The following is a 23,050-nucleotide window of genomic DNA, read 5'->3' on the forward strand; positions in this document are numbered from 1 at the left end:
TTTTTCTATTACTCAATAATACCGACTTCTTTAAAGTACTTTTCTGCACCCGGGTGTAGTGGTAAATCACTAGCACCAGTTAGTGCGCTATCTTCTGTTATTAATTTTGCCTGCTCGATAGTCATAGCATCTGTTTTTTCAAATAACGTTTTGGTTATTTGGTAAGCAAGATCTTCACTTACCTGTTCTGTAGAACCTAGCAGTAACGCCATAGCAGTTACGGTTTGAACTGGTTCTTCCTGCCAGTCATATGTTCCTGCTTCAACTGTATATGCTTCATATTGACTGTTATCAACTACTTCTTGCAATGCGTCTCCCTCAATATCAAGGAATTTAACTTCTTTTGTAGCGCTAGCAAGCTCGTCTGTTGTTGATGATGGAACACCTACAACTGCAAAGGAAGCATCGATTGTACCATTTTGTAATTTACTTTTGGCATCGCCAAATCCTTCTTCATAAGCTTGGTAATCGCCTTCTTCAATGCCGTATGCACTTAAGACCATCTCTGCTGCTTCACGAGTCGCTCCACCTGGAGGTCCGATTGCAACTTTTTTACCTTTTAATTCTTCTATTGATTCGATTCCTGTTGAATCAAGTGTTACTACTTGTAACCCCTCTGGATATAACGAAGCGATTACACCTACTTTATCAGTAGTCTTTCCTTCAAACTCTCCTGTTTGATTGTTAGCGTTAATCATTGTGGTATTCTGTGCTATACCTAGTTGAAAATCACCTGATTGTATCTTTGCGATATTCTCAACTGAAGCACCTGATTCCACTGAACTAACATCAAAGCCATCTACATCAATATTGTCCTTAAATAGATTTGCCATTTCACCACCAAGTGGATAGTAAACACCACCAACACTGCCAGTTCCCATGGTCAGGTTTGTCATAGTTCCGTCAGAATCGCTGCCCCCGCTTGACCCTTCACCACTATCGCCACATGCACCTAACACCATGCCAATGGCCAGAATTAAAATGAATGAGAATAGAGCTCTTTTTCTCAAAGTAACTCCCCCTTTTAAATTATTTTTTATTTAAACCATATTGTTAACCAATATGTTTCAAACCTAATTTACCACGTTTTCAATTTAACTAGAGAAAAGAAAACGTTTTATTCCATTATTTTACCCTTTCTTTTAGGATAGTTCAAGTTACAAAAAAATTATATTATACCCTATTAACTAATACACGAATTTTTTGACAATTATGCTTTTAAATTGCTATTCTTTAATAAGAAAATATAGGATTATAATAAATGCGTATTTACTTTCACAAAACCCATTACGCTTTGGAGTCATTTAATTGCTAAAAAGGAGGCTGATTTACATCAGTATTTATGATTTTTCTGCAAGAATGATGTCGGATGAGGACAAACCACTGGCAGATTACAAGGGAAAAGTTCTTCTTATCGTGAACACTGCAAGCGAATGCGGTTTCACTCCTCAACTTGATGGCCTGCAAAAGTTATACGATGCTAATAAGGAGAATGGTTTTGAAGTACTTGGTTTTCCATGTAACCAGTTTAACAATCAGGATCCAGGTTCAAATGATGAGATTGCCAATTTCTGCGAGCGCAATTATGGTGTAACCTTCCAAATGTTTAGTAAGGTCGACGTTAAAGGTGAAAATTGCCATCCTTTATTTGTTTATTTAACACAGCAAGCAAAAGGGATGTTAACCAAACAGATAAAGTGGAATTTCACGAAGTTCCTAGTGAATAAACAGGGAGAAGTAATTGATCGGTATGCTCCCCAGACGAAGCCAGAAAGTTTGGCGAAGGATATAGAGAATGCAATTCACGCTTAAAAAAAACTACTCGATGAGAAAGCTGCCACTCATCGAGTAGTTTTTTATAATATTTTATCCAAGAATTCTTTAGCCCTTTCTGTCTTGGGTGAACTGAAAAAGGATATTGGTTTACCTTCCTCCATTAATTTCCCTTCGTCTAAGAACAAAACACGATCAGCAACTTCTCTTGCAAAATTCATTTCATGTGTTACTACTACCATCGTCATGCCAGTTTTCGCCAAATCCTTCATTACATCAAGTACTTCTTTAACCATTTCAGGATCAAGTGCAGAAGTTGGTTCATCAAATAACATGACTGCAGGTTCCATTGCTAGTGCTCTGGCAATTGCTACACGCTGTTTTTGGCCACCAGATAACCTGTTCGGATAGGCATCAAGTTTGTCACCCAGTCCCACCTTGTTAATGAGCTGGGTTGCTGTTTCTTCCGCTTCATTAGTCTTCAACTTTTTTACTTTCTGTGGTGCATAAGAAACATTATCCAACACTGTCATATGGGGAAACAAATGAAAGTGTTGAAACACCATACCGACCTGCTCACGGACTTCCAGTTTACTAGTAAGGTTGGTTATCTCACTATTATTAAGCCAAATTGCGCCTAATGATGGTTTTTCCAATAAGTTTAAACACCGCAGAAAGGTTGATTTTCCAGATCCGGATGGACCAATTACAGCAACTACTTCTCCCTGATTAATCGTAGTTGATATATCTTCCAATACCGTATTATTGCCAAACGTTTTCGTCACTCCTTCAACCTTAATCACTGTATCTCAGCTTCCTTTCTACTACTTTTCCTATCTGTGTCATTACGTACACCATTACCCAGTATATAAAACCTGCCAGTAATAACGGCTCAAAGTTACGGTATATATCGGCCCCAACAATCTGTGCCCGCCGCATCAGATCTAAATAGCCAATGGTTGACACAATTGCAGATTCCTTCGTTAATGTTATAAATTCATTCATCAGGGCTGGCAAAATATTTTTTATCGCTTGCGGCAATATGATATTCAGCATCATCGGCTTATATGGAACACCTAACGCTTCTGCAGCTTCGGTTTGCCCCTTGTCCACTGCAAGAATACCTGCACGTATAATTTCAGATACATAGGCAGCTGAGTTCAAACCAAATGCCAAAACTGCCGTTAAAAATTCTGGTATATCATAACCCGTTAACTGCGGTACTGCAAAATAAATAATCATCAATTGTAAAATCAGTGGTGTACCACGGAAAATTGATGTATATACATCAGCAAGTTTCTTCAGGAAAGGTACTTTTGTAATTTTACATAATGCTAAAAGTATACCTAATATAAAACCAGCAATAATAGACATACTTACAAATTTTAATGTTACCCATATCCCTTCAAGTATAAAAGGAATATAAGGCACGATTTGGGCGAAATCCAAATTCATGCCTGCCACCTCATCTTTCTAGCTGTTATTTTTACTCTGATAGCCATTTATCCTTTAATTCCTGAAGTTTACCGTTCTCTTCAAGTTCTTTAAGCACCTTATTTACATCATCGACTAAATCACTGCCTTTAGGAAAGGCAATTCCCATGCCTGGTGAGCTTGATGTAGGATCCTCAAACCCTGAAAAGCCTTGCTCCTCTATATAGCCCACCGCTACAGTCTTATCCATATAGGCAACATCAACACGATTTGATTTTAACTCTTGAATTAGGATGCTTGAATTATCCACCTTTTTAACATTAAATCCATATTCCTCACTAAGCTTTTCTGCACCCTCTTCCTGGATGGTTCCAAGCTGAACACCAACTGTTTTACCTGTCAAATCTTGTAACCCTTTAAGCTCTGAATCCTTCTGACTGATAAACATCTCACCTGAATGATTATACTCAGTGGAAAAATCAACATTCTTTTTACGCTTCTCGGTTGTACTCATTCCTGCCATGACCATATCAACACGACTAGATTGCAGAGCACCAATTAACCCATCAAATTTCATATCTTCTATTTTCAGTTCGTATCCTAATTTATCTGCAATCAAATGAGCCAAATCAATATCGAAGCCTTGAAAGTTTCCGTCTTTATCACGGGACTCAAATGGTGGAAAATCAGCTGATGTAGCCATTTTCAATACTTTTTTATCTTTTGAATCACTTGATGAAGCATCTGCATTTCCTTCACTAGTTCCACAAGCTGCGAGCATACTGATGATTAATAATAGAGCAATGAATTTACTGAATGAATATTTCATGATATCTCCCCTTAATTTATAATTTTATCCTTATATATTTCGTGCATAAAAACTTACTTATTTTGCAAAAAGTCCGTTTGAATTTCTTTTAATAATTCATTATCTGTTAATATGTCATAGCCAGTCTGTGCTAATGATAATGCTCCATTTGATATAATTTGGCGACCTGTTTTGGTAATGGTTTTGTCCGCAAATTCCTTTGTGTGTGCTATTAGTTCAGGTTCATGTAACCCAATGTATGGATGAATCGCTGGAACAACCTGGCTCACATTCCCCATATCAATTGAGCCGTATCCCTGTTTTGCCGGGTTCAAATTCTGAGAATCTACTAGCTGCAGATTTTTATTGAAAGCTTGGGAAAGTGCATTATTCGTAATCATTTCATCATAACTTAATTCATAATTTGAAATAACTAGCGTTGCTCCGGTCATAAGTTCTGAACCATGCGCTATATTCTTAACTTTATCCACCACGCCATTTAGCGTCGATCGCTCTTTTGCACGAATATAAAACTGTGCAACAGCCTTATCTGGTACTACATTTGCCGCTTGGCCACCCTCCGATATGATGCCATGAATCCGTATATCAGAAGGAAGGTGTTCACGAAGTGCATTGATACCATTAAATAGCTGAATCACAGCATCCAACGCATTAATTCCCTTTTCCGGTGAAGCTGCAGCATGTGAAGACTTGCCGGAATAGTCAAATTGGATAGCGTCCATTGCAAGTGACTCACCACTCTCATATGACTGATCAGCAGGGTGTAAAATCATTGCTGCATCTATGTCGGCGAATGTACCTTCCTGACTCATTGGTACTTTCGCTCCATTTGTTTCCTCAGCCGGTGTGCCTAAAACTACTATCGATCCACCAATTTGATTTACCAATTTACTAAGTATTACACCAGCACCGACTCCCATTGTCCCAATCATATTGTGTCCACACCCATGACCAACACCAGGCAGTGCATCATATTCGGCTAAATATGCAATAGTTGGACCCGGTTTCTGGCTCTTAAATACAGCTTTAAAAGCTGTCGGCCGATTCACAATGCCAGTCTCCAATTCAAATCCATTCTCTTCAAGAAAATCTGTAAGAAGCTTCATAGATTTAAATTCCTCGTTACCCAACTCTGGATTTGAATAAAGTTGGTCACTCATACTCCATAATTGCTCTTCAACCTTGTTTATTTCCTCACTAAGTAAATGCTTCATATTTATTCACCTTTTTTGTATATTTATTAATTATTATGTATATTTATAACATAGTTTACACAAAAAATGCAACTACTTTTTAAAAGTTTTCTTGTCTGGTTAAAGTTCTCGATAAAAAAATCGAGCGCATCTATCGGCGCTCGATTTTTACCATTAATATGCTTTTGCCCAGTATACTAGTTCTTTTGCTTCTTTTCCGCAGCATACACAGGAGTCAGAAATATTTTCTTGCTCAAACGGGATACAGCGTGATGTTGCTGATGTTTCATCCTTGATTTTTTCCTCACATTCCGTGTCACCGCACCACATTGCCTTGATGAATCCAGAAGTTTCTTCTAATGACTTTTTGAATTCCTCCATATTCGTTGCAGTGGTTGTTTTTTCATTACGGTGGTTTAACGCTTTATTAAATAGCCCCTGTTGAACCTCTTCTAACAACACTGGTAATCGTGCTTCCACTTCATCAAGTGAAACAAATTCTTTTTCACCAGTATCACGTCGTACGAGAACAACCTGATCTTTTTCAATATCTTTTGGTCCCATTTCAACTCGAACAGGTATACCTTTCATTTCATACTCATTAAATTTCCACCCTGGCATTTTATCACTTGAATCAATGCCAACTCGTGCGACACCTTTTAATTTATCACGAAGATCATAAGCCTTATCCAATACACCTTCTTTATGCTGTGCAATTGGAACAATCATTGCCTGGGTTGGCGCAATCCGTGGTGGAACTACCAATCCGCGATTATCCCCATGGACCATGATTAATCCACCCATAACGCGTGTGGACATGCCCCATGACGTCTGGTGAACTGGTTGCTGATTGCCCTCTTTATCCAAATAGCGAATATCAAATGCTTCAGCAAAGCCTGTTCCAAAATAGTGTGATGTACCTGACTGCAGTGCCTTGCCATCATGCATCAAAGCTTCAATTGTTAATGTATAATCAGCTCCAGCGAATTTTTCTTTTTCCGTTTTTTTACCGCGATACACTGGAATTGCCAAGTAGTTTTCACAAATATCCGCATAAATTCCAAGCATTCGAGCTGTCTCATCCTGTGCATCTTCACTTGTCGCATGACATGTATGTCCTTCCTGCCATAAGAATTCGAGTGAACGGAGGAATGGACGAGTTGTTTTTTCCCAGCGAACAACATTGCTCCACTGATTATAAAGCATTGGCAAGTCACGATAAGAATGAATATTTTTCGAATAATATTCACCGAAAAGAACTTCTGAAGTCGGACGTACACAGATGCGTTCGCTTAGTTCATCATCTCCACCATGGGTGACCCACGCTACTTCCGGTGCAAATCCTTCTATATGATCTTTCTCTTTCTGCAGCAAACTTTCCGGAATAAATAATGGAAAGTAAACATTAGAATGCCCAGTTTCCTTGAATTTTCGGTCGAGCTCATCGCGGATATTTTCCCAAATCGAAAATCCATATGGTTTAATTATCATTGTGCCACGAACTGTCCCATAATCGACAAGGTCCGCCTGCTTTACTACATCGGTATACCATTGTGCAAAATCCTCTTCCATTGCAGTAACTTTTTCAACAAATTGTTTATTTTTACCCAAATTAAACACCCTTTTCTTTTAATTTTTATATATAAGAAAAACTTGACTTATCGTCAAGCCTTAACGGCGAGAGCTTTAGTTGCACTGGATTTCTTTCTTAAATACAAAAAATCCTCCGTCCTGTAAAAGGGACCGAGGTTTGGTGGTACCACCCTTGTTCACAAGATATAAAACCTTGCACACTTGGCATGATAACGGTCATGAACCGCGCATATTCTACAGCAATTGCCGTATAAATAGCGAACTCAAAGGCAGGTTCCAATTTGTCTCTTTGGAAATTTCCAGCAACCATTTCCTCTCTGTAAAAGACATTTCAAATTGTACTAATCCTTATCAACGTTTCTTCTATTATATTTTCAAATATATAGGGATGTTAAGGTAAAGTCAAGCCTTACCATTAAAGGATTTTTCATATTTCGAAAACGTAATTCCCATTGCTTCAGCATGACCAGCAAATGAAAATCCTTCATCAAGATAAAACTGATTCTATTTTGGATTGCCGGCAACACAATCCAATCGCAAAATCTCAATATTATCCCTGATCCACACTAATATCTTTTTGCCAATCTGCTTACTATGATAATTCTCATTTACAGCTAATCGACGAAGATAGTATGCTTTATCACTTCTATCACCCCATATGCTGATATCCAATTCAATTTGTGTTGGCAAAAGATTAAACCCGCAAGTTCATGACCTTAATACCCTGACTTATCTCCCTGGCTGCTTCATCACTACTATATGACTTTTGCACCTAATGTGTCAGTGAAGTGGCCTAGTGCCCATTCATGGCCTGCAGCGTTGAAGCTTGCTACAGCATCTTTATGTACAACAATTTTAAAGCCTTTATTATAGGCGTCAACAGCAGTATGCAACACACAAATATCCGTACAAACACCAACAAGATGAAGTTCGTCAATTTTCCGTTCACGCAATCTCAATTCCAAATCCGTTCCTGCAAATGCACTGTATCGCGTTTTATCATAATAATAAACATTTTCAGCCTGCTTATTTGATTGATAGACGGTAGTTAATTGCCCAAAAAGCTGTCTTCCCTCAGTTCCTATAATATTGTGTGGTGGAAACAGATTCGATTCCGGGTGATTTGTATCGCCTTCCTCATGCGCATCAACTGCAAACACTACATAATCCCCTGCATTAATGAACTTTTTTGTTAACGAAACAATTTCCCCTTCAATGGCTTGTCCCGGTCCACCACAAGTTAACATGCCATCATCTGCAACAAAGTCGTTTGTATAATCAATATTAATTAATGCTCGCTTCCCCATTAATCATTCTCCTCCCATTAAAATCAATTCACTTTTATTTCATGTGCTTCTCCATGTATACGAGATGCTGCATGATAAGTAGGGCCAACCATTTCTGTATATGAAAATCCATATTCAATTGCAGTTGTTACAAAACTTTTTGCGGAACGGACTGCCTCTACTACTGAATATCCATTGGCAAGATATGCAGTAATTGCTGCAGAGTATGTACACCCTGCTCCACTTGTGTTTATTGTATCAATTCGCGGAGCCTCAAAGGTCGTTAGTGTTTCACCGTCGTACAGTACATCAACCGCTGGACCTTTCAACCTTCCGCCTTTAACCAATACATATCGCGGACCCAGTTCATGTAAATCGGTGGCCGCCTGTTTTAAATCTGCAACATCGTTAATTTTGCGTCCATCCAATAGGTAAGAAGCTTCCGGCATGTTTGGTGTAATAACAGTGGCATTAGGTAATAGCCTTGTCTTTAATGAATCGATTGCATTGTCTTCCAGCAGTTTTGAATCAAGCTTACCGACCATTACCGGATCAATGACCAACGTCTTTATACTTGCTCCATCGATAAGTCCAGCAACGTTATCTATTACCTCTTTTGAAAATAACATCCCGGTCTTTATTGCATCCAGGCCTACTTGCTTAACAGCAGTTGTGAATTGTGCTTCAATCGCCTCAAGTGTTTGTGGATGCACATTCTTATTCGTTTCAGGATGCCTTGCAACAATCGCTGTGACCACACTCATCCCATATACATCCAATTCCTGAAATGTCTTTAAGTCTGCCTGAATTCCAGCACTTCCTCCAGCTGCAGAGCCTGCGATTGTTAGAACTCGTGATGGTTTACGCATTGTTAAAAAACCCTTTCTGCATTATATTACGACAACTACTATGAACCAAATGATCATGATAACTTGAATGACTACTTTCGCTACAGCTCCTCCAAGAAATCCAATTAAAGAACCAATAGATGCATACAGTGCTTCCTGTGATGATTTTTTCTGTACCATTTCAATCACCAGAACAACTAAAAATGGCACAATCAGTATGCCGAATGGAGGAATAATAAATGAACCTACAATAACAGCGACTGCTGCACCTCGCTCTCCCCATTTGCTGCCTCCGAATTTTTTAACAAAATAACTATTTGCGACAATATCCGATACAATTAATAATACCGTTAAAATAATCATCGCTATCCAAAACGTTACAGTTAATTCCCCCGCATTTATCACAAAATGATATAGTAGGAAACCAACCCACAAGACTAATGGAGATGGAATGATTGGAAAAATAATTCCTGCAAAACTTAAGATGAATAAAACTGCAATGACAACCCACATTATAATATCGAGCATCTAATTCCTCCGTCTATGATTCTTTTTTGAACATACTGGATAGTTTCGTTTCTTCTTTATTTAATATACGCTTATAATTTTCCAGATGTTTCATAATACTTATAATAAATAATAGCACAACCACCATAGTTGGTTCGATTCCAAAGAAGAAATAGGTCGTCACCAAAAATGAAAAATACATAAACAGAACTCCAACTACTAAATAATCGGTAGTTAGTGTAAATAAAAGCAGGATGCCTATACCAATAACAGCTACCTTCCAGTCAATTGCCAGCAGCACCCCCACTAATGATGCTGTTCCTTTTCCGCCACTGAACTTCATTGTGACCGGATAATTATGACCTAGAATGATAAATAATGCGTTAATGTACACAAGTAAAGTTTGCGTTTCCCCAGTAATTCCCTGGTCAATTAAAAAATATAATACTAATAATATCGATAATGTAGCTTTAAATACATCAATGAGCGCCACTAATATCCCAAACTTCCAGCCCAACAATATCGTTGTGTTGGAGGCTCCGGAATTTTTAACCCCTTTATTCTTGATATCTACTTTTTTATATTTACTTATGACCTGTGAACCATGAACACATCCAATCAAATAGCCAATCAAGCTAACTAGAAGCACATACATAGCGTCCCTCCTTTCGTCTTATTTTAAAGGGATAATTTCAACACCGCAAGATAGTTACTATAAATACAGATAACAGCTGATGTCTTCCCTTAAATGTTATAATTGCCCAAAAGTATTACTTCTCTTAAGGAGACTGACAAATTGAAACGCTATCGCAAAGATATAACAACATGGGTACTCATTATTTTATTTTTAACGATACTTATCATTATATATAATGAACAAAAAAATAACAGATACATTGAAATTGGCGAAGACACACCTCCTCCCGAAGAGCTGGACCCCGTTGTCGCGGTAAAAACCAGTCAACTTCTTAAAAAGTCTGCCCAGCAGGATATAAATGTTGTCATCACGGAGAAAGTACGATCCATTAAAAGCCAAAATGAACTATATGAACAGGGTCGATCATCTGATGAAGATGTCGTTACGTATGCAAAGGGTGGCGAATCATACCATAATTATGGCCTTGCCGTTGATTTTGCACTACGGAATAGTGAAGGCGTAATTATTTGGGATATAAATTATGATGGAAATAACAATGGGGAATCAGACTGGTTCGAAGTTGCTGATATTGCTAAGCAATTAGGATTTGAATGGGGAGGTGACTGGAACAAGTTTAAAGATTACCCACACCTGCAAATGGATTTTGGATTAAGCATCCGTCAACTGAAAAAAGGTCTTCGCCCAACACACGAACAGAAAGACAAAGGAGCAATAAACTAGACACATGAACAGAGTTCCCGTTATACTATAATTATCTTGAATTCAAAATAAACAGGAGTGACTTTGAAATGGAATTAAAAGGTATTCACCACGTATCAGCCATTACAGCAAAGGCAAAAGATAATTATTACTTTTACACAGAGATTCTAGGAATGCGATTAGTTAAAAAAACAATTAATCAGGATGATCCATCTGTCTATCATTTATTTTATGCAGATGAAGCAGGTAATCCTGGCACCGACCTTACCTTTTTTGAGATACCCAATGCGGGTACAACATATCAGGGAAAAGGGAGTATTTCGGGAACGTCACTACGCATCCTGAACGACAGCGCATTGGAATTCTGGCAAAAACGGTTGAGCGATTACAATGTTGACCATGACGGGATTACCAGACAAGGGGAACGGAATGTTATTAATTTCCGTGATTCAGAAGGACAACGATTAACGCTTATCTCTGATGAAACAAACCGCGGAGTAAAAGGCGGTAGAGTATGGGACCATAGCAGTGTACCTGCTGATAAAGGTATTATTGGACTAGGGCCTGCCAAGCTGACCGTCCAGGACCCAGCACCTACTGTTAGTGTACTAACGGAATTATTAACCTTTAAACAAACTGGAAGCTATACGTCATCAATAAAAGGGAATCAAGACATTATGGTTTTCTCAACCGGTGAAGGCGGAACAGGTGCCGAAGTACATCTGGAAGTGCGTAATGACCTCCCTAAAGAAAGACCTGGACGGGGAAGTGTTCATCATGTAGCATTTCGTGTGGATAATGAGGATGAATTAGTACAATGGAAAGACCGTTTACAGGCAGCACGCGTTCCTAATTCAGGTCTAGTAGATCGCTTCTATTTCAAATCACTTTACTTCAGAGAACCAAACGGTATTTTATTTGAGTTAGCAACGGATGGACCCGGTTTTGCTACTGATGAAGATATGGATTACCTTGGAGAAACATTAGCACTACCGCCATTCTTTGAAGATCGCCGTGAAGAAATCGAGTCAAAGTTAAAACCTTTGGATATTTGAAAACTTGGCTTATCACCAAGCTTTATGGTGAAAGCCTTAGTTGCGCTTATGCAGTAAGAAAGTATTTACTACTTTCTTAACTGCCAAAAAGGCCACACTAGCCCGTGTGGTCTTTTTTATCCTCTGACTTATTTTCATTATCAGGCATAGGATCAATCGAATGCTTGTAATCATAGCCTTTCGATATAGCAATTAAGGTCAAAGCAAGAACAGCTAACATTATAGCAATCGCCATAATTATATATACCATCATAAGAATACACCTTCTACTTCTTCATTATTAAAACATAACTTCCATTTACAGCATTTACCCAGCCCTTACTTTCAAAAAAATCATACACATCAACCTCAGTTGTGGAAATTTCTGTTTGCATTTTTGAAAAGGACTTTCGTTCAGCCAGGCGCTCAACTTTGCTGTATAAGTGTTCATCGAGACCCTTGTTCTTATATGCTGCTTCAATTGTAAATCTATCAATGTGAATTATACTATTGGGAACATCCAGTTGGAATAATACAAAGGCACGGATTTCCGCATCTTTTTCCACGGCATACCATCTAATAGATTCATTTAATAACATACGGTCAAAAAAATCTTTATCCATATAAGATATGTTTTCGTGTAAATGTATATTTTCCTTATTATTGGTTAACAGTCTAATAGCTTCATAGTCCTCATATTTAACCTCTCTCAGCTTATACATAGACTTAAACTCCTTCAAATGGTTTGATAATGCCGTATACTGCTTCAGTAAATGGCATTTTCAGACCTTTTACTTCTGCCAGACGCAAGGCCCCGCCATGCAGATGATCCAATTCAAGCGTCTGCCCCTTTCGGCGATCCTGATGCATAGACGATGTGGAGTCATAGCCAAAGTTTTGTAAATTGCTTTTTGCCCCTGCAACATCTTCATCTGTTATTTCTATATTATAACTATTTGCCAGCTGCTTCATCTCATTTAAAATCATCTTAGCTACCTTTAGCGTCTCCTCATTATCGCGAACAGGTCCAATAGGTAGGTCCGCAGCTGTGGTGATCCCTGAAAAAGCATTAATAAATAGATACTTTTTCCATAACTCTTGTAAAATAGAGTCACTGTATGTTGTCTCTACTTTTGCTTTACTGGATAAATCCCAAAATTCCTGGCAGATATCCGATTGCTTAGAATTCAGCGGCCCAAAGACCAGCTTGTGAAAATCACTTGAGTGCTCTACATGTCCATCATCATTCAATGTAGCAACAATAAAAGAAAGTCCCCCAATAACCGACTCCTCGCCAAGGTAATCCTGCAATACATTAATATGTTCTATTCCATTTAAAACAGGTAGAATAAAAGCTCCCTTATCTGATAGTACCTTTAAGCTTTCCAGAGTTCCTGTCAGATGATAACCTTTCACACTGACAAATACCAAATCCGGATTTTCAATGTCATGTACTTCCGTAACGACATGTGGATTACGATTTACATAGTTCCCCTGTGTACTATTAACCTTCAGTCCCTGCTCCTCAAGCTGCTTAGCTCTTTTTCCCCTTACCAGATAGGTTACATCTGCTCCAGCTTCTTCCCACCGAGAGCCAAAGTAACCCCCTAATGCACCGGCACCTAACACTACAATATGCATCTTATCCCCTCCATCACAATATTATTACCCTTAATCGTATCTTGTTTTCCACCTTTTTGTCTATCCTTAAACAAACCGGTAATTTTCTGAAAATATAGCAAATACCGAGTATATAAGAGGAATATTATCTATATAAAAGCATATTTTGGTATATACGAGCTTTATGTATTAAACAATGCTATATGAAGGCTTATTCCAAATTATCAGAAAATATAAAGTTTGAACCATTGGACAATACCCTATAATATTATAGTATCACTATTTGAAAAGAGTTTCCCCAGCTTTTCACTTTATTTTCACAGTCAATTACTGTTCTATTTCTAGTAAAAAAGTCATAAGCATAAAGAGAAATTGACTTAGCATTTTTCCAATAATGCGTTTTTTACTTTACTTACTTATTATTTTTTAAATACAGAGGGAGGTCATTAAAGAGATGAAAAAACTATTATTAGCTTCAATCTTCTTTATTTCAATTATGTTGCTGGCTGCTTGCGGATCCGATGATACAAGCGGTTCTGATGACACAAGTGGTAACGGTGGCGAAGAAAGTTCAGGCGAGACCGAAACTGAAGGTGAAAGCAACTTGTTAACAAAGCTTCAGGATAAAGGAAAAGTAACAATTGGTTTTGCTAACGAAGCCCCTTATGGATATCAGGAAGACGGGGAATTAAAAGGTGCAGCTGTTGACATTGCACAAGCAGTTTTCGCAGAACTTGGTATTGACGAGATGGAAGCACAATTGGCAGATTTCAGTCAACTTATTCCTGGCTTAAATGCTGGTAAGTTCGATGTTATTACAGCAGGTATGGCAATTAACCCTGATCGTTGTAAAAATGCTGACTTCGGTGAGCCAGAAATGCAATATGGGGAAGGGCTTATCGTTCAGAAAGGTAACCCGATGGACTTACACAGTTACAAAGATATCGCAGAAACTGGTGCAACCGTATCAATTATGGCCGGTGCAACAGAACATGAATATGTTAAGCAAATGGGTGTAAGTGACGACCAAATTCAGAGTGCTTCAGATATTCCTGGAACATTCTCAGCTGTAGCTTCAGGTCGCGCTGATGCAACAACTGGTACAGAAATGACAGTAAAACGCGCACTGGAATCTTCAGGGAATGACAAACTTGAATTCGTCAGTGACTTTGAACAGCCAGACATTGAAGGAATTCCAAGCTACGGTGCTGCTGCATTCCACCAGGATAGTGATGCATTACGTAAAGCGTACAATGAAGCATTAGCTAAACTAAAAGAAGATGGAACAGTTAAGGAACTTTTAGAAGCAAATGGCTTTAGTGGTGAAACTAATTCAGTTCCTTCTGACATTACAACAGAAGGCGTTTGCAGCGGTGAACAGTATTAAGATTTACTCTTTAAATAATTAACATGACTCCATAGGGTCGGCTCCCTCACCTAGGGATGTCAGACCCTATGCTTTTGCAAAAATTACAGAGAAGGAGTGATTACCATTAATGCGATAGCCGATATTTTCCCAGTTCTGATGAAGGGTGTAGAGATTACAGTTACTGTACTGCTTGCCTCAATAGTTTTGGGCTATTTAATGGCGTTTATTGCAGGGTTTTGCCGGCTCTCAAATAATATCTTACTCCGCAAATTTACAGGCTTTTATGTAGAAGTATTCCGCGGAACATCACTTATCGTACAATTATTTTGGCTTTACTATGCATTTCCAATATTATTCGGAATAGAGGTAGGAAGTAACTTTTGGGCTGGTGTACTTGCTATTTCCCTAAACTATGGAGCATACATGTCTGAAATCGTTCGCAGCTCAATACTGGCTGTGGCAAAAGGACAATCAGAAGCATCAACAGCCCTAAACATGTCACGTTTTCAGCGCATGAGACTTGTAATTTTCCCTCAAGCAGTCCGTATGATGCTTCCAGAATTTGGTAACTACCTCATCCTAATGTTGAAATCAACATCACTTGTATCATTAATTGGTATGACGGATATTTTATACTATGGAGACATACTGCGAAGCTCCAATCTATCCCAAGCACCAACAGTATACTTTTTAGTTCTATTATTCTACTTTATTCTTGCTCTTCCATTAATTTGGCTTACCAAGAAAATGGAAAGTGCTTCTAAGAAAGGGGTGGCTAGTCAATGAGTAATTGGAGCTGGAGTACATTCTTTGATGCCTTCCCTATGGTATTAGAAGGTCTGGGCATAACATTAGGATTAACTATTGCGTGTTATGTATTCGCATTGATCTTCGGATTTATATGGACCTTAATAAGACGTATGCCAATAAAAGTAATACAACTGCCACTGTTGTGGATAATGGAATTTATACGTTCCACACCACCATTAGTACAATTATTCTTTATTTTCTACGCATGGCCAATGGTTCCCGTTGTCGGTATGGCGTTGGACCCTTTTGTATCTGCAGTACTAGGACTCGGAATTCACTATAGTACATACATTGGGGAAGTATATCGTTCAGGTATTGATGCAGTAGATGATGGCCAATGGGAAGCTGCGCGAGCGTTAAATTATGGAACAAGTAAAAAGTGGACTAAAATCATTTTGCCACAAGCACTACCCCCAACTATTCCGATGCTAGGAAACTATTTAATTATCATGTTTAAGGAAGTTCCTTTAGCTTCGACGATTGGGGTTTTAGGTATTTTGGCGATGGCAAATGATTATGGCGCACAACATTGGAGATACTTAGAGCCGCTTACAATCGTGGCAATATTATTCCTGGTGTTAAGCTATCCTTCAGCAATCTTAATTAATAAGCTTGAGCGTAAAATGAACAAACGTTTTGATAAAAAGGAACCAACAGGAAGTAAAGCAGTTTAAGAGAAAAGGAGCAGTGATAATATGTCTGAACCTATTGTAAGGTATAATGATGTGCATAAGTCATTTGGCGATGTCCAAGTATTAAAAGGTATTGACCTGGATATTCAACCGGCTGAGAAGGTTGCTGTCATTGGACCAAGTGGGTCCGGTAAAACGACAATTATTCGTATGTTAATGACATTAGAACAGCCAACATCAGGCAGTATTATTGTCGATGGCAAGAATTTATGGCATATGGAAAAGGACGGTGACATCGTCCCTGCCAACGAGAAACACTTAAGACAGGTGCGTGGGGATATCGGGATGGTATTCCAGCACTTTAATCTTTTCCCACACATGACAATTTTAGAAAATTGTATGACAGCGCCAATACATGTACAGAAAAAGGATAAAGAATCGGCCAAGAAAGACTCGATTGAAATGTTGGAAAAAGTTGGTCTGGGGGATAAGTTGGATGACTTTCCTGCAATGCTTTCAGGCGGACAAAAACAGCGGGTAGCAATGGCCCGTGCACTTGTCATGCATCCAAAAATAATGCTTTTTGACGAAGTGACATCTGCGTTGGACCCTGAGCTGGTCGGTGAAGTATTAGAGGTTATCCGTGACATAGCTAATGAAGGTGAAATGGCAATGGTACTGGTTACGCACGAAATGGAATTCGCTCGTGACATTGCGGATCGTATTCTATTTCTTGATAATGGCGTAATTGCTGAAGAAGGTCCACCGATGGATGTCTTGGAAAACTCAACTAACGAGCGACTGCAAAGTTTCTTACACAGATTCAGAACGTAATAATTGTAAAGCTGACTCAATTATTGAGTCAGCTTTTTTATTGGCAGTTAAGAAAGTATAAATCCCTTCTTACTGCATAAGTGCAACTCGCCAATAGGCTTGCACTCCAGAGTATAAGGGGTTCTAAGAAAGCAAAATACGCTTTCATAAGAATCCCTTTAACGAATGCCAAGTTTTCTAAGCTATTTTCTAATAGATTGTTGTTTTTGATCACAAAATCTATAAACTGCAAAGTACTTTTTGAAAGTTTGAGTGCTATTAAGCCACTCCGGAAATACACTACGCTTTCCATGGGCGGCTAATGAGCCTCCTTGCTTCTACGTCGCTGCGTAGTCTCATCTAGTCCTCAGCTCCCACAGGAGTCTCCGTGTATTTCCTTCGCTGGGTTTTGCTCGCTTTATCCTGTAAACTAATCAATGCTTATTGAGACATTGCTTCTTATCCATAGGGAACACTTCATTCTCTAATCGGGAAATCTCTATTAGTGAAGGAAGAATACGTAGACTCCTATGGGAACAGCACGTTGCGAAGACCCCGGAAGAAGCGTTCTGTGCTTCTGAGGAGGCTGAGGTCGTGCCCATGGAAAGCGAAGTATTCTGCCGGAACGACTTTAAGCACTTACCCATCATTAGAATAATAGAAAATCTTCACTAATTCTCATTTTATATCAACTTTGAAGATTAATAAGCAATAAAACTTACCAACAAAGCATTTCAAAATAAAAAACTGTGACTACTAAATAGCAGCCACAGCAGATTTTAACTCAATTTAATCCTCACCGATTATTTTAACTTCTCGCTCAAGATTGACTCCAAACTTATCCTTTACTGTATCCTGAACAAAATGTATTAAGCCAATATATTCTTCAGCAGAAGCACCATCCTTGTTTACAATAAACCCGGCATGCTTCAAGGAAACTTGTGCACCGCCAATTTCCTGTCCCTGAAGGCCACTATCCTGAATCAGTTTCCCTGCAAAATACCCAGGTGGGCGCTTGAACACACTACCGCATGATGGATATTCCAGCGGCTGCTTAGATTCACGCTTGAAAGTAAGATCATCCATTACAGCTTTTATTTCCTCATAGTTGCCTACCTTCAAAGAAAAAGTTGCCTCTAATACAATATATCCTTTTTCCGGAATATTACTTGAGCGATACTCCAAGTCCAGTTCATCTGCAGATAATGTAAATAAGTCTCCATTCCGGTCAACTACTATGGCACTTTCCAATACATCCTTAATCTCACCGCCATATGCACCGGCGTTCATAAACAAAGCGCCTCCAACTGAACCCGGAATCCCACAGGCAAACTCCAGCCCAGTTAACGTTCTGGACAATGCCTCTCCGGATACATCTATAATCCTCGCGCCACTTTGAGCAACAATTGTTGTTCCGGTTGTTTCAATCGAGGTTAATTGCTTTAAGTTCAACACAATACCACGAATTCCACCATCTTTTACAATTAGGTTTGAGCCATTTCCAAGCAGTGTAAAAGGGATATCATCTTCTATAGATAGCTTAACAATTTCCTTCACTTGTTCATATGTTTCTGGTGTCACAAAAAAATCAGCCTTCCCGCCCAGGCGGGTATACGTATGATTTTTCAAGTGTTTATTAACCATCACATTTTTCTCTGATGCAATTGCTGTTAACTTGTCGTACGTATGATGATCATTTACCACTAAAACCATTCCCTTAATAATAATTTATTGTGTTGCATCCTGAGATTGAAGAAATGAATGAATAAGTTTATCAACTTGAGTGTTTTCATGCAATTCGCTATGCCCAAGCATATTATCCTCAATCATTTTTTTCCGCATTTGACCTTTCCTTACAATACTTCGTAATGATTGCACACTTTCTGGCATTGCAACTAGATCCCCGGTGCTACCAATATTTAAGATGTCTAGCCCTTTTGGTATCATATGCTTATTCTCGTGTATCGTTTGCAGCGCAGCGGAATTTGGTTTCAAATCAGTAGCAGCTGCATCACGATGGATCTGAAAATAAGGCTTACTGTAAATACCATCAAAGGGACTTCCAATCGTAATTAGTTTTGCAACACGCGGGTACTGCTTCTTATCCTGATATTCTTGAATAGACTTCAATGCCACCAGTCCACCCATCGAATGCCCAACTAAATTAACCATATCAATATGATAGGTTTCCTTCATATGTGAAAGTACAGATGCCAGCCACATCGAAGTATCCAGGAAGCTTGCTCGGTTATTTTCAAAAATCACTTGCACAAAAGCAGGCTCTGTCTTTCCTTTACTGAGATTAGTAACATTTATTCTTCCCTGAGGTGAGACACGGTAGATCAATACTTTGTTACCCCACCCATATCTGTACTCAAACCTGTTCAGCATATTGCCAAATGAATTATAGGTACCCTTGTAGCCGTGAACGAACACAGTTGGATTACCTATATTCTGTTCTGACTTTGTCTCTTTTGGTATATACACCACAAGAATTATACTTATTATTGCAAGAAGTGACACTGTACTTATAATATGTTTCTTAACCAAAAAACTGACCCCACGATCGTTACTAGCTATCTTTCTGTTTTATGCAATGTTTTCTGTTTTAGAATAAACCAGGAAAAAAACAAGGCAGTACAAAATAATAATAGTTTTACTATAACTAACGGAACCACATTCAGAATAGTATATCCCATCGATAGCCATAGGACAGAAACTCCTATTACTTTCGCCTTTAATGGAATCCCTTTTCCTGATCGGTAATTTTCAATATATGAACCAAAATATTTGTTGGTAATCAACCATTCATATAGACGGCTCGAGCTTCTTACGTAACAAGCAGCAGCCAGAAGCAATAATGGTGTGGTAGGCAGCAATGGAAGGATAATTCCAAGCAGACCCAGAGCCAAAGAGATTGACCCGGCTATAATTAAAACAATTTTTGTAAGTTGTTTCATGTTTTACACCAGCTAAAGTTAATTTAAAATTTTATAGCAGTTAAGAAAGCATAAATACTTTCCTGCCGCAGAAGTGCAACTTGGACTTTCGTCAAAAGCATATACTACAAAGTTTTTTTACATAATCATTATATCATTCAAGATACGATAATGCTTCCTTCCTTTCATAAAATCTGTGACATTTTCTATATGAATACGATTAAAGTTTACTGATATTATGAAATACTGGAACACCGTTATTAAATGTTGCAATATATTTAAACCCAAGCCCCTTAAGCATTTCAAGAGATTCCGTAAATTCGTATGCCAATGTGGATTCCACATGCGAATCAGAGCCTAAAGTCAGAACTTCTCCCCCACATTCCTTATATAGCTTTAGAATATCAGAGCTTGGCATTCCATTTTTTAAACCATATCGAATACCAGATGTGTTTAATTCAATCCCTTTACCTTCTGGAATAATCTCCTTAAAAATTTGTCGTAAAATATCATGAAAATCACTTGTACTGTTTTGTTTGGCATACCGCTTCACTAAGTCAATATGCCCTAATACGTTATATTGTTTAAAGTTTTTCACACAATACAACAGCTCCTCATAATACGCAAGATATGAATTGTCTACTGATCTATTATTAAAAAAGCTTCCTGAATGCAGATCCTTTTGCTCGGATGTATGCATCGAACAAATAATAAAGTCAAACAGATTATCTTCAAGTAAATCATTATATCTTTTTACAAGATGTGGCTGAATTCCGATTTCAACTCCCTTTTTAATAGAGATAGATTCTGCATAAACAGCCTTCAATTGTTCTATTTTTTTATCATATTGTTTCAGATCAAAATCAAATACAATCGACTCATCTGGATAATCATAATCAATATGATCCGTAAAACAAATTTCCTCCAACCCCAATTCAATTGCTTTTTCAATCGTTTTTTCCATAGGTGTCGTGCTATCAGCAGAAAAATTACTGTGAATATGATAATCAAACATAATTAATTACTCCCCTTACAGTTGACATTTTATCTATTATTAATTAGAATAATATATAACTTTAATTAAGTAAAGCGATAAAGTGATAAAGCGAATGGAAGGTGACTATTTCTTATGCAGCAATATTTATTTGACAGTACAAAAGATACTAGTGTTAGAGATTTCCAGGTTCGGGATAACTTGATAACAATATTGAAAAATCGCTTTAGCACTTATGGATATAAGCAGGTACGGACGACTACCTTTGAATATTACGATTTATATTCTGCAATGACTGGGACCATAAACAAAGATGAAATGCTTAAGGTAATTGATTCTTCTGGCAAGGTATTAGTATTACGTCCTGATGTAACAATACCAATTACGAGAATGATCGCAGCCAATAAACAGCGCCTATCATGGGGATCAAGATTTTTCTATGTGCTGGATGTGTTCCGTCAATCTGCCGAGCAAGCAGATAACAAAGAAACAACACAAGCAGGTATTGAAAGTTTTGGTGAAAGCACACCTGAAAATGACGCAGAAGTTATTGCATTGGCAATTCATACATTAAAAGATTTAGGATTTGAATCATTTAAACTAGAAGTTGGCCATGCAGGGTTTTTCAAGGAACTCGTAAATCAACTGTCATTAGCACAAAGTGAATTGGATCAGTTAAAGGGACTAATTCAATCGAAGAACCTCACTGAGATTGAACCTTTCCTTAGCAACCTGTCAATTGAAAAAAACATTCGTGACGCTGTTCAGGAGATACCACTTCTATACGGCGATCCAGATCATGTAATTAGACGCGCCGGTAAGATTGCATTAAATGAACAGATGAAGCAAAAGCTTAAAAACCTCAGTGATATTTATGAAGTGCTTCAAGCATATGGAGTTGAGGATTCAATTGTATTTGACCTTGGATTAATCAACAATATGAACTACTATTCAGGAGTGATTTTTCAAGGATTCGTGGCTAGCTTTGGGAAGCCTGTATTAATGGGTGGAAGATATGATCATTTAGCCGAACAATTTGATACTTCCATACCAGCGATTGGATTCGCTAGTGAAGTCGATAATCTTTTGGACGCCATGACACAGAGGAACTTATTAGCAAATGACTCTACATCTGTAGACATGATTATCTATTATGAAAGATTCAAACAGAAAGAAGCACTACTAAATGCTAATAAACTACGTGAAGCAGGATACCGTATTATCACTTATACGTTGGACAGTGATTGTAATAATCACGATCTTAAATCTGACTGCGCTATTTATTTTCAGACTGAGGAGAATCTAGTAATTGACAGATGGAGAAAAACTGCTTTCACAAACTATGACAAGTTAACACTCCTGCTTCAAGAAGGAATGAGGGATAAGTAAATGGATTACGTGACACTAGCATTAGCCAAAGGAAGGACAGCAGAAAGTACGATTAAACTACTAAATAATGCAGGTATCGATTTCCCTGACTTTCATACGAAAAGCCGTAAGCTCGTTTTTTACAATACCGATCAAACAGTTAAATTAATTTTTGTTAAAGCTGTTGATGTACCAACATACGTAGAAAAAGGGGCTGCTGATATTGGGGTTGTCGGAAAAGATAATATTTTGGAATCACAAGCAGATGTATACGAAATACTGGACTTAAAATTAGGCAGATGTCAATTTGTCGTCGCAGGAAAGCCCGAAGCCTCTATGGAAAGCACGCAGAAACTAACCATTGCATCTAAGTACCCAACAGTAGCTAAAAGCCACTTCCAGCAAAAGGGTATCCCGATTGAAACAATTAAACTGAACGGATCAGTTGAACTGGCCCCGCTCATTGGTTTAGCTGATGTAATAGTTGATATCGTGGAAACTGGTACCACCATCAATGAAAATGGTTTGAAAATTATTGATGAAATAGAGGACATCAGCACAAGATTAATTGTCAATAAAGCCAGTTTCACTACCAAATCTGCCTTAATTCACGAGCTTATTAATAGATTAAAATCAGTCATGGAGTGATGA

General features: G+C 38.2%; 27 protein-coding genes and 1 other annotated feature. Of the genes, 9 read left to right on the forward strand and 18 right to left on the reverse strand.

Annotated features, from left to right (window positions below):
- Nucleotides 1-8 precede the first annotated feature (8 nt).
- A complete protein-coding gene (locus ACTWQM_RS10855; protein WP_443258174.1) occupies nucleotides 9-1,010 on the reverse strand; it encodes a TAXI family TRAP transporter solute-binding subunit in 1,002 nt (333 codons plus the stop codon).
- A gap of 322 nt (nucleotides 1,011-1,332) precedes the next feature.
- Here ACTWQM_RS10855 and ACTWQM_RS10860 point away from each other — a divergent pair, with 322 nt between their 5' ends.
- Nucleotides 1,333-1,812: a glutathione peroxidase gene (locus ACTWQM_RS10860; RefSeq protein WP_443258390.1), complete on the forward strand. Its 480-nt coding sequence runs from the start codon at nucleotides 1,333-1,335 to the stop codon at nucleotides 1,810-1,812.
- 44 nt (nucleotides 1,813-1,856) lie between these two features.
- Here the strand turns inward: ACTWQM_RS10860 and ACTWQM_RS10865 are convergent, their stop codons facing one another.
- The 10 genes from ACTWQM_RS10865 to ACTWQM_RS10910 form a co-directional block, all read right to left on the reverse strand.
- Nucleotides 1,857-2,576, reverse strand: coding sequence for an amino acid ABC transporter ATP-binding protein (locus tag ACTWQM_RS10865; protein WP_443258175.1), 720 nt, complete (start codon nucleotides 2,574-2,576; stop codon nucleotides 1,857-1,859).
- Nucleotides 2,569-3,228 carry an amino acid ABC transporter permease gene (locus ACTWQM_RS10870; protein ID WP_443258176.1) on the reverse strand — a complete coding sequence of 220 codons (660 nt, stop codon included), beginning with the start codon at nucleotides 3,226-3,228 and terminating at the stop codon, nucleotides 2,569-2,571. The genes ACTWQM_RS10865 and ACTWQM_RS10870 overlap by 8 nt, the downstream gene beginning before the upstream one ends.
- A gap of 31 nt (nucleotides 3,229-3,259) precedes the next feature.
- On the reverse strand, nucleotides 3,260-4,036 hold the full coding sequence (locus ACTWQM_RS10875; RefSeq protein ID WP_443258177.1) for a transporter substrate-binding domain-containing protein: 777 nt from the start codon (nucleotides 4,034-4,036) through the stop codon (nucleotides 3,260-3,262).
- A 53-nt stretch (nucleotides 4,037-4,089) separates the two neighbouring features.
- Complete coding sequence (locus ACTWQM_RS10880) at nucleotides 4,090-5,250, reverse strand: M20 family metallopeptidase (RefSeq protein WP_443258178.1); 1,161 nt, start codon at nucleotides 5,248-5,250, stop codon at nucleotides 4,090-4,092.
- Nucleotides 5,251-5,403: 153 nt separating this feature from the next.
- Complete coding sequence (proS, locus tag ACTWQM_RS10885; protein ID WP_443258391.1) at nucleotides 5,404-6,801, reverse strand: proline--tRNA ligase; 1,398 nt, start codon at nucleotides 6,799-6,801, stop codon at nucleotides 5,404-5,406.
- 163 nt (nucleotides 6,802-6,964) lie between these two features.
- Nucleotides 6,965-7,186 (reverse strand) — a binding site (T-box leader).
- A gap of 140 nt (nucleotides 7,187-7,326) precedes the next feature.
- A complete protein-coding gene (locus ACTWQM_RS10890; RefSeq protein ID WP_443258179.1) occupies nucleotides 7,327-7,512 on the reverse strand; it encodes a hypothetical protein in 186 nt (61 codons plus the stop codon).
- Between the two features lie 65 nt (nucleotides 7,513-7,577).
- Complete coding sequence (locus tag ACTWQM_RS10895; RefSeq protein ID WP_443258180.1) at nucleotides 7,578-8,129, reverse strand: cysteine hydrolase family protein; 552 nt, start codon at nucleotides 8,127-8,129, stop codon at nucleotides 7,578-7,580.
- 23 nt (nucleotides 8,130-8,152) lie between these two features.
- A complete protein-coding gene (gene thiD, locus ACTWQM_RS10900) occupies nucleotides 8,153-8,977 on the reverse strand; it encodes a bifunctional hydroxymethylpyrimidine kinase/phosphomethylpyrimidine kinase (RefSeq protein ID WP_443258181.1) in 825 nt (274 codons plus the stop codon).
- Nucleotides 8,978-8,998: 21 nt separating this feature from the next.
- Entirely contained in the window at nucleotides 8,999-9,484 is a 486-nt protein-coding gene (locus tag ACTWQM_RS10905) for a DUF456 domain-containing protein (RefSeq protein WP_443258182.1), read from the reverse strand.
- A 13-nt stretch (nucleotides 9,485-9,497) separates the two neighbouring features.
- The gene (locus ACTWQM_RS10910) at nucleotides 9,498-10,118 is read right to left on the reverse strand and encodes a glycerol-3-phosphate acyltransferase (protein WP_443258183.1); all 621 of its coding nucleotides are present in this window, start codon (nucleotides 10,116-10,118) and stop codon (nucleotides 9,498-9,500) included.
- Between the two features lie 141 nt (nucleotides 10,119-10,259).
- Between ACTWQM_RS10910 and ACTWQM_RS10915 the strand changes: the two genes are divergently transcribed.
- Both ACTWQM_RS10915 and ACTWQM_RS10920 read left to right on the forward strand, forming a co-directional pair.
- Nucleotides 10,260-10,841 (forward strand): M15 family metallopeptidase, encoded by a 582-nt coding sequence (locus ACTWQM_RS10915; protein WP_443258184.1) that lies wholly within the window; start codon nucleotides 10,260-10,262, stop codon nucleotides 10,839-10,841.
- Between the two features lie 68 nt (nucleotides 10,842-10,909).
- Nucleotides 10,910-11,875 (forward strand): ring-cleaving dioxygenase, encoded by a 966-nt coding sequence (locus ACTWQM_RS10920; RefSeq protein ID WP_443258185.1) that lies wholly within the window; start codon nucleotides 10,910-10,912, stop codon nucleotides 11,873-11,875.
- A 97-nt stretch (nucleotides 11,876-11,972) separates the two neighbouring features.
- Here ACTWQM_RS10920 and ytzI read toward each other — a convergent pair whose 3' ends face one another.
- From ytzI to ACTWQM_RS10935, 3 genes are read right to left on the reverse strand one after another with little or no spacing between them, the layout of a single operon-like run.
- On the reverse strand, nucleotides 11,973-12,128 hold the full coding sequence (gene ytzI / locus ACTWQM_RS10925) for a YtzI protein (RefSeq protein WP_443258186.1): 156 nt from the start codon (nucleotides 12,126-12,128) through the stop codon (nucleotides 11,973-11,975).
- A 13-nt stretch (nucleotides 12,129-12,141) separates the two neighbouring features.
- On the reverse strand, nucleotides 12,142-12,576 hold the full coding sequence (locus tag ACTWQM_RS10930; protein ID WP_443258187.1) for a GNAT family N-acetyltransferase: 435 nt from the start codon (nucleotides 12,574-12,576) through the stop codon (nucleotides 12,142-12,144).
- A gap of 4 nt (nucleotides 12,577-12,580) precedes the next feature.
- Nucleotides 12,581-13,495: a ketopantoate reductase family protein gene (locus ACTWQM_RS10935; RefSeq protein WP_443258188.1), complete on the reverse strand. Its 915-nt coding sequence runs from the start codon at nucleotides 13,493-13,495 to the stop codon at nucleotides 12,581-12,583.
- A gap of 433 nt (nucleotides 13,496-13,928) precedes the next feature.
- Between ACTWQM_RS10935 and ehuB the strand changes: the two genes are divergently transcribed.
- From ehuB to ehuA, 4 genes are all read left to right on the forward strand, one after another.
- Nucleotides 13,929-14,861, forward strand: coding sequence for an ectoine/hydroxyectoine ABC transporter substrate-binding protein EhuB (gene ehuB / locus ACTWQM_RS10940; RefSeq protein WP_443258189.1), 933 nt, complete (start codon nucleotides 13,929-13,931; stop codon nucleotides 14,859-14,861).
- A 138-nt stretch (nucleotides 14,862-14,999) separates the two neighbouring features.
- Nucleotides 15,000-15,629 (forward strand): amino acid ABC transporter permease, encoded by a 630-nt coding sequence (locus ACTWQM_RS10945; RefSeq protein WP_092494249.1) that lies wholly within the window; start codon nucleotides 15,000-15,002, stop codon nucleotides 15,627-15,629.
- Nucleotides 15,626-16,327: an ectoine/hydroxyectoine ABC transporter permease subunit EhuD gene (gene ehuD, locus ACTWQM_RS10950; protein ID WP_443258190.1), complete on the forward strand. Its 702-nt coding sequence runs from the start codon at nucleotides 15,626-15,628 to the stop codon at nucleotides 16,325-16,327. The genes ACTWQM_RS10945 and ehuD overlap by 4 nt, the downstream gene beginning before the upstream one ends.
- Before the next feature lie 21 nt (nucleotides 16,328-16,348).
- Complete coding sequence (ehuA, locus tag ACTWQM_RS10955; protein ID WP_443258191.1) at nucleotides 16,349-17,119, forward strand: ectoine/hydroxyectoine ABC transporter ATP-binding protein EhuA; 771 nt, start codon at nucleotides 16,349-16,351, stop codon at nucleotides 17,117-17,119.
- 768 nt (nucleotides 17,120-17,887) lie between these two features.
- On the opposite strand, the gene murB is transcribed toward ehuA, so the two are convergent.
- The 4 genes from murB to ACTWQM_RS10975 all read right to left on the reverse strand — a co-directional run bounded on the left by murB (nucleotide 17,888) and on the right by ACTWQM_RS10975 (nucleotide 21,052).
- Nucleotides 17,888-18,811, reverse strand: coding sequence for a UDP-N-acetylmuramate dehydrogenase (murB, locus tag ACTWQM_RS10960; RefSeq protein ID WP_443258192.1), 924 nt, complete (start codon nucleotides 18,809-18,811; stop codon nucleotides 17,888-17,890).
- A 15-nt stretch (nucleotides 18,812-18,826) separates the two neighbouring features.
- Complete coding sequence (locus tag ACTWQM_RS10965; RefSeq protein WP_443258193.1) at nucleotides 18,827-19,648, reverse strand: alpha/beta hydrolase; 822 nt, start codon at nucleotides 19,646-19,648, stop codon at nucleotides 18,827-18,829.
- Nucleotides 19,649-19,674: 26 nt separating this feature from the next.
- Nucleotides 19,675-20,058, reverse strand: coding sequence for a YbaN family protein (locus tag ACTWQM_RS10970; RefSeq protein WP_443258194.1), 384 nt, complete (start codon nucleotides 20,056-20,058; stop codon nucleotides 19,675-19,677).
- A 199-nt stretch (nucleotides 20,059-20,257) separates the two neighbouring features.
- Nucleotides 20,258-21,052: a histidinol-phosphatase HisJ family protein gene (locus ACTWQM_RS10975; RefSeq protein ID WP_443258195.1), complete on the reverse strand. Its 795-nt coding sequence runs from the start codon at nucleotides 21,050-21,052 to the stop codon at nucleotides 20,258-20,260.
- Between the two features lie 114 nt (nucleotides 21,053-21,166).
- Between ACTWQM_RS10975 and hisZ the strand changes: the two genes are divergently transcribed.
- Nucleotides 21,167-22,420: an ATP phosphoribosyltransferase regulatory subunit gene (hisZ, locus tag ACTWQM_RS10980; RefSeq protein ID WP_443258196.1), complete on the forward strand. Its 1,254-nt coding sequence runs from the start codon at nucleotides 21,167-21,169 to the stop codon at nucleotides 22,418-22,420.
- Nucleotides 22,421-23,047, forward strand: a complete 627-nt coding sequence (gene hisG / locus ACTWQM_RS10985; RefSeq protein WP_443258197.1) for an ATP phosphoribosyltransferase — start codon at nucleotides 22,421-22,423, stop codon at nucleotides 23,045-23,047. It abuts the gene before it with no gap.
- The last annotated feature ends 3 nt before the right edge of the window (nucleotides 23,048-23,050 follow it).

Source organism: Virgibacillus sp. L01 (assembly GCF_052246775.1).
In the GTDB taxonomy this organism is placed as follows: domain Bacteria; phylum Bacillota; class Bacilli; order Bacillales; family Amphibacillaceae; genus Lentibacillus.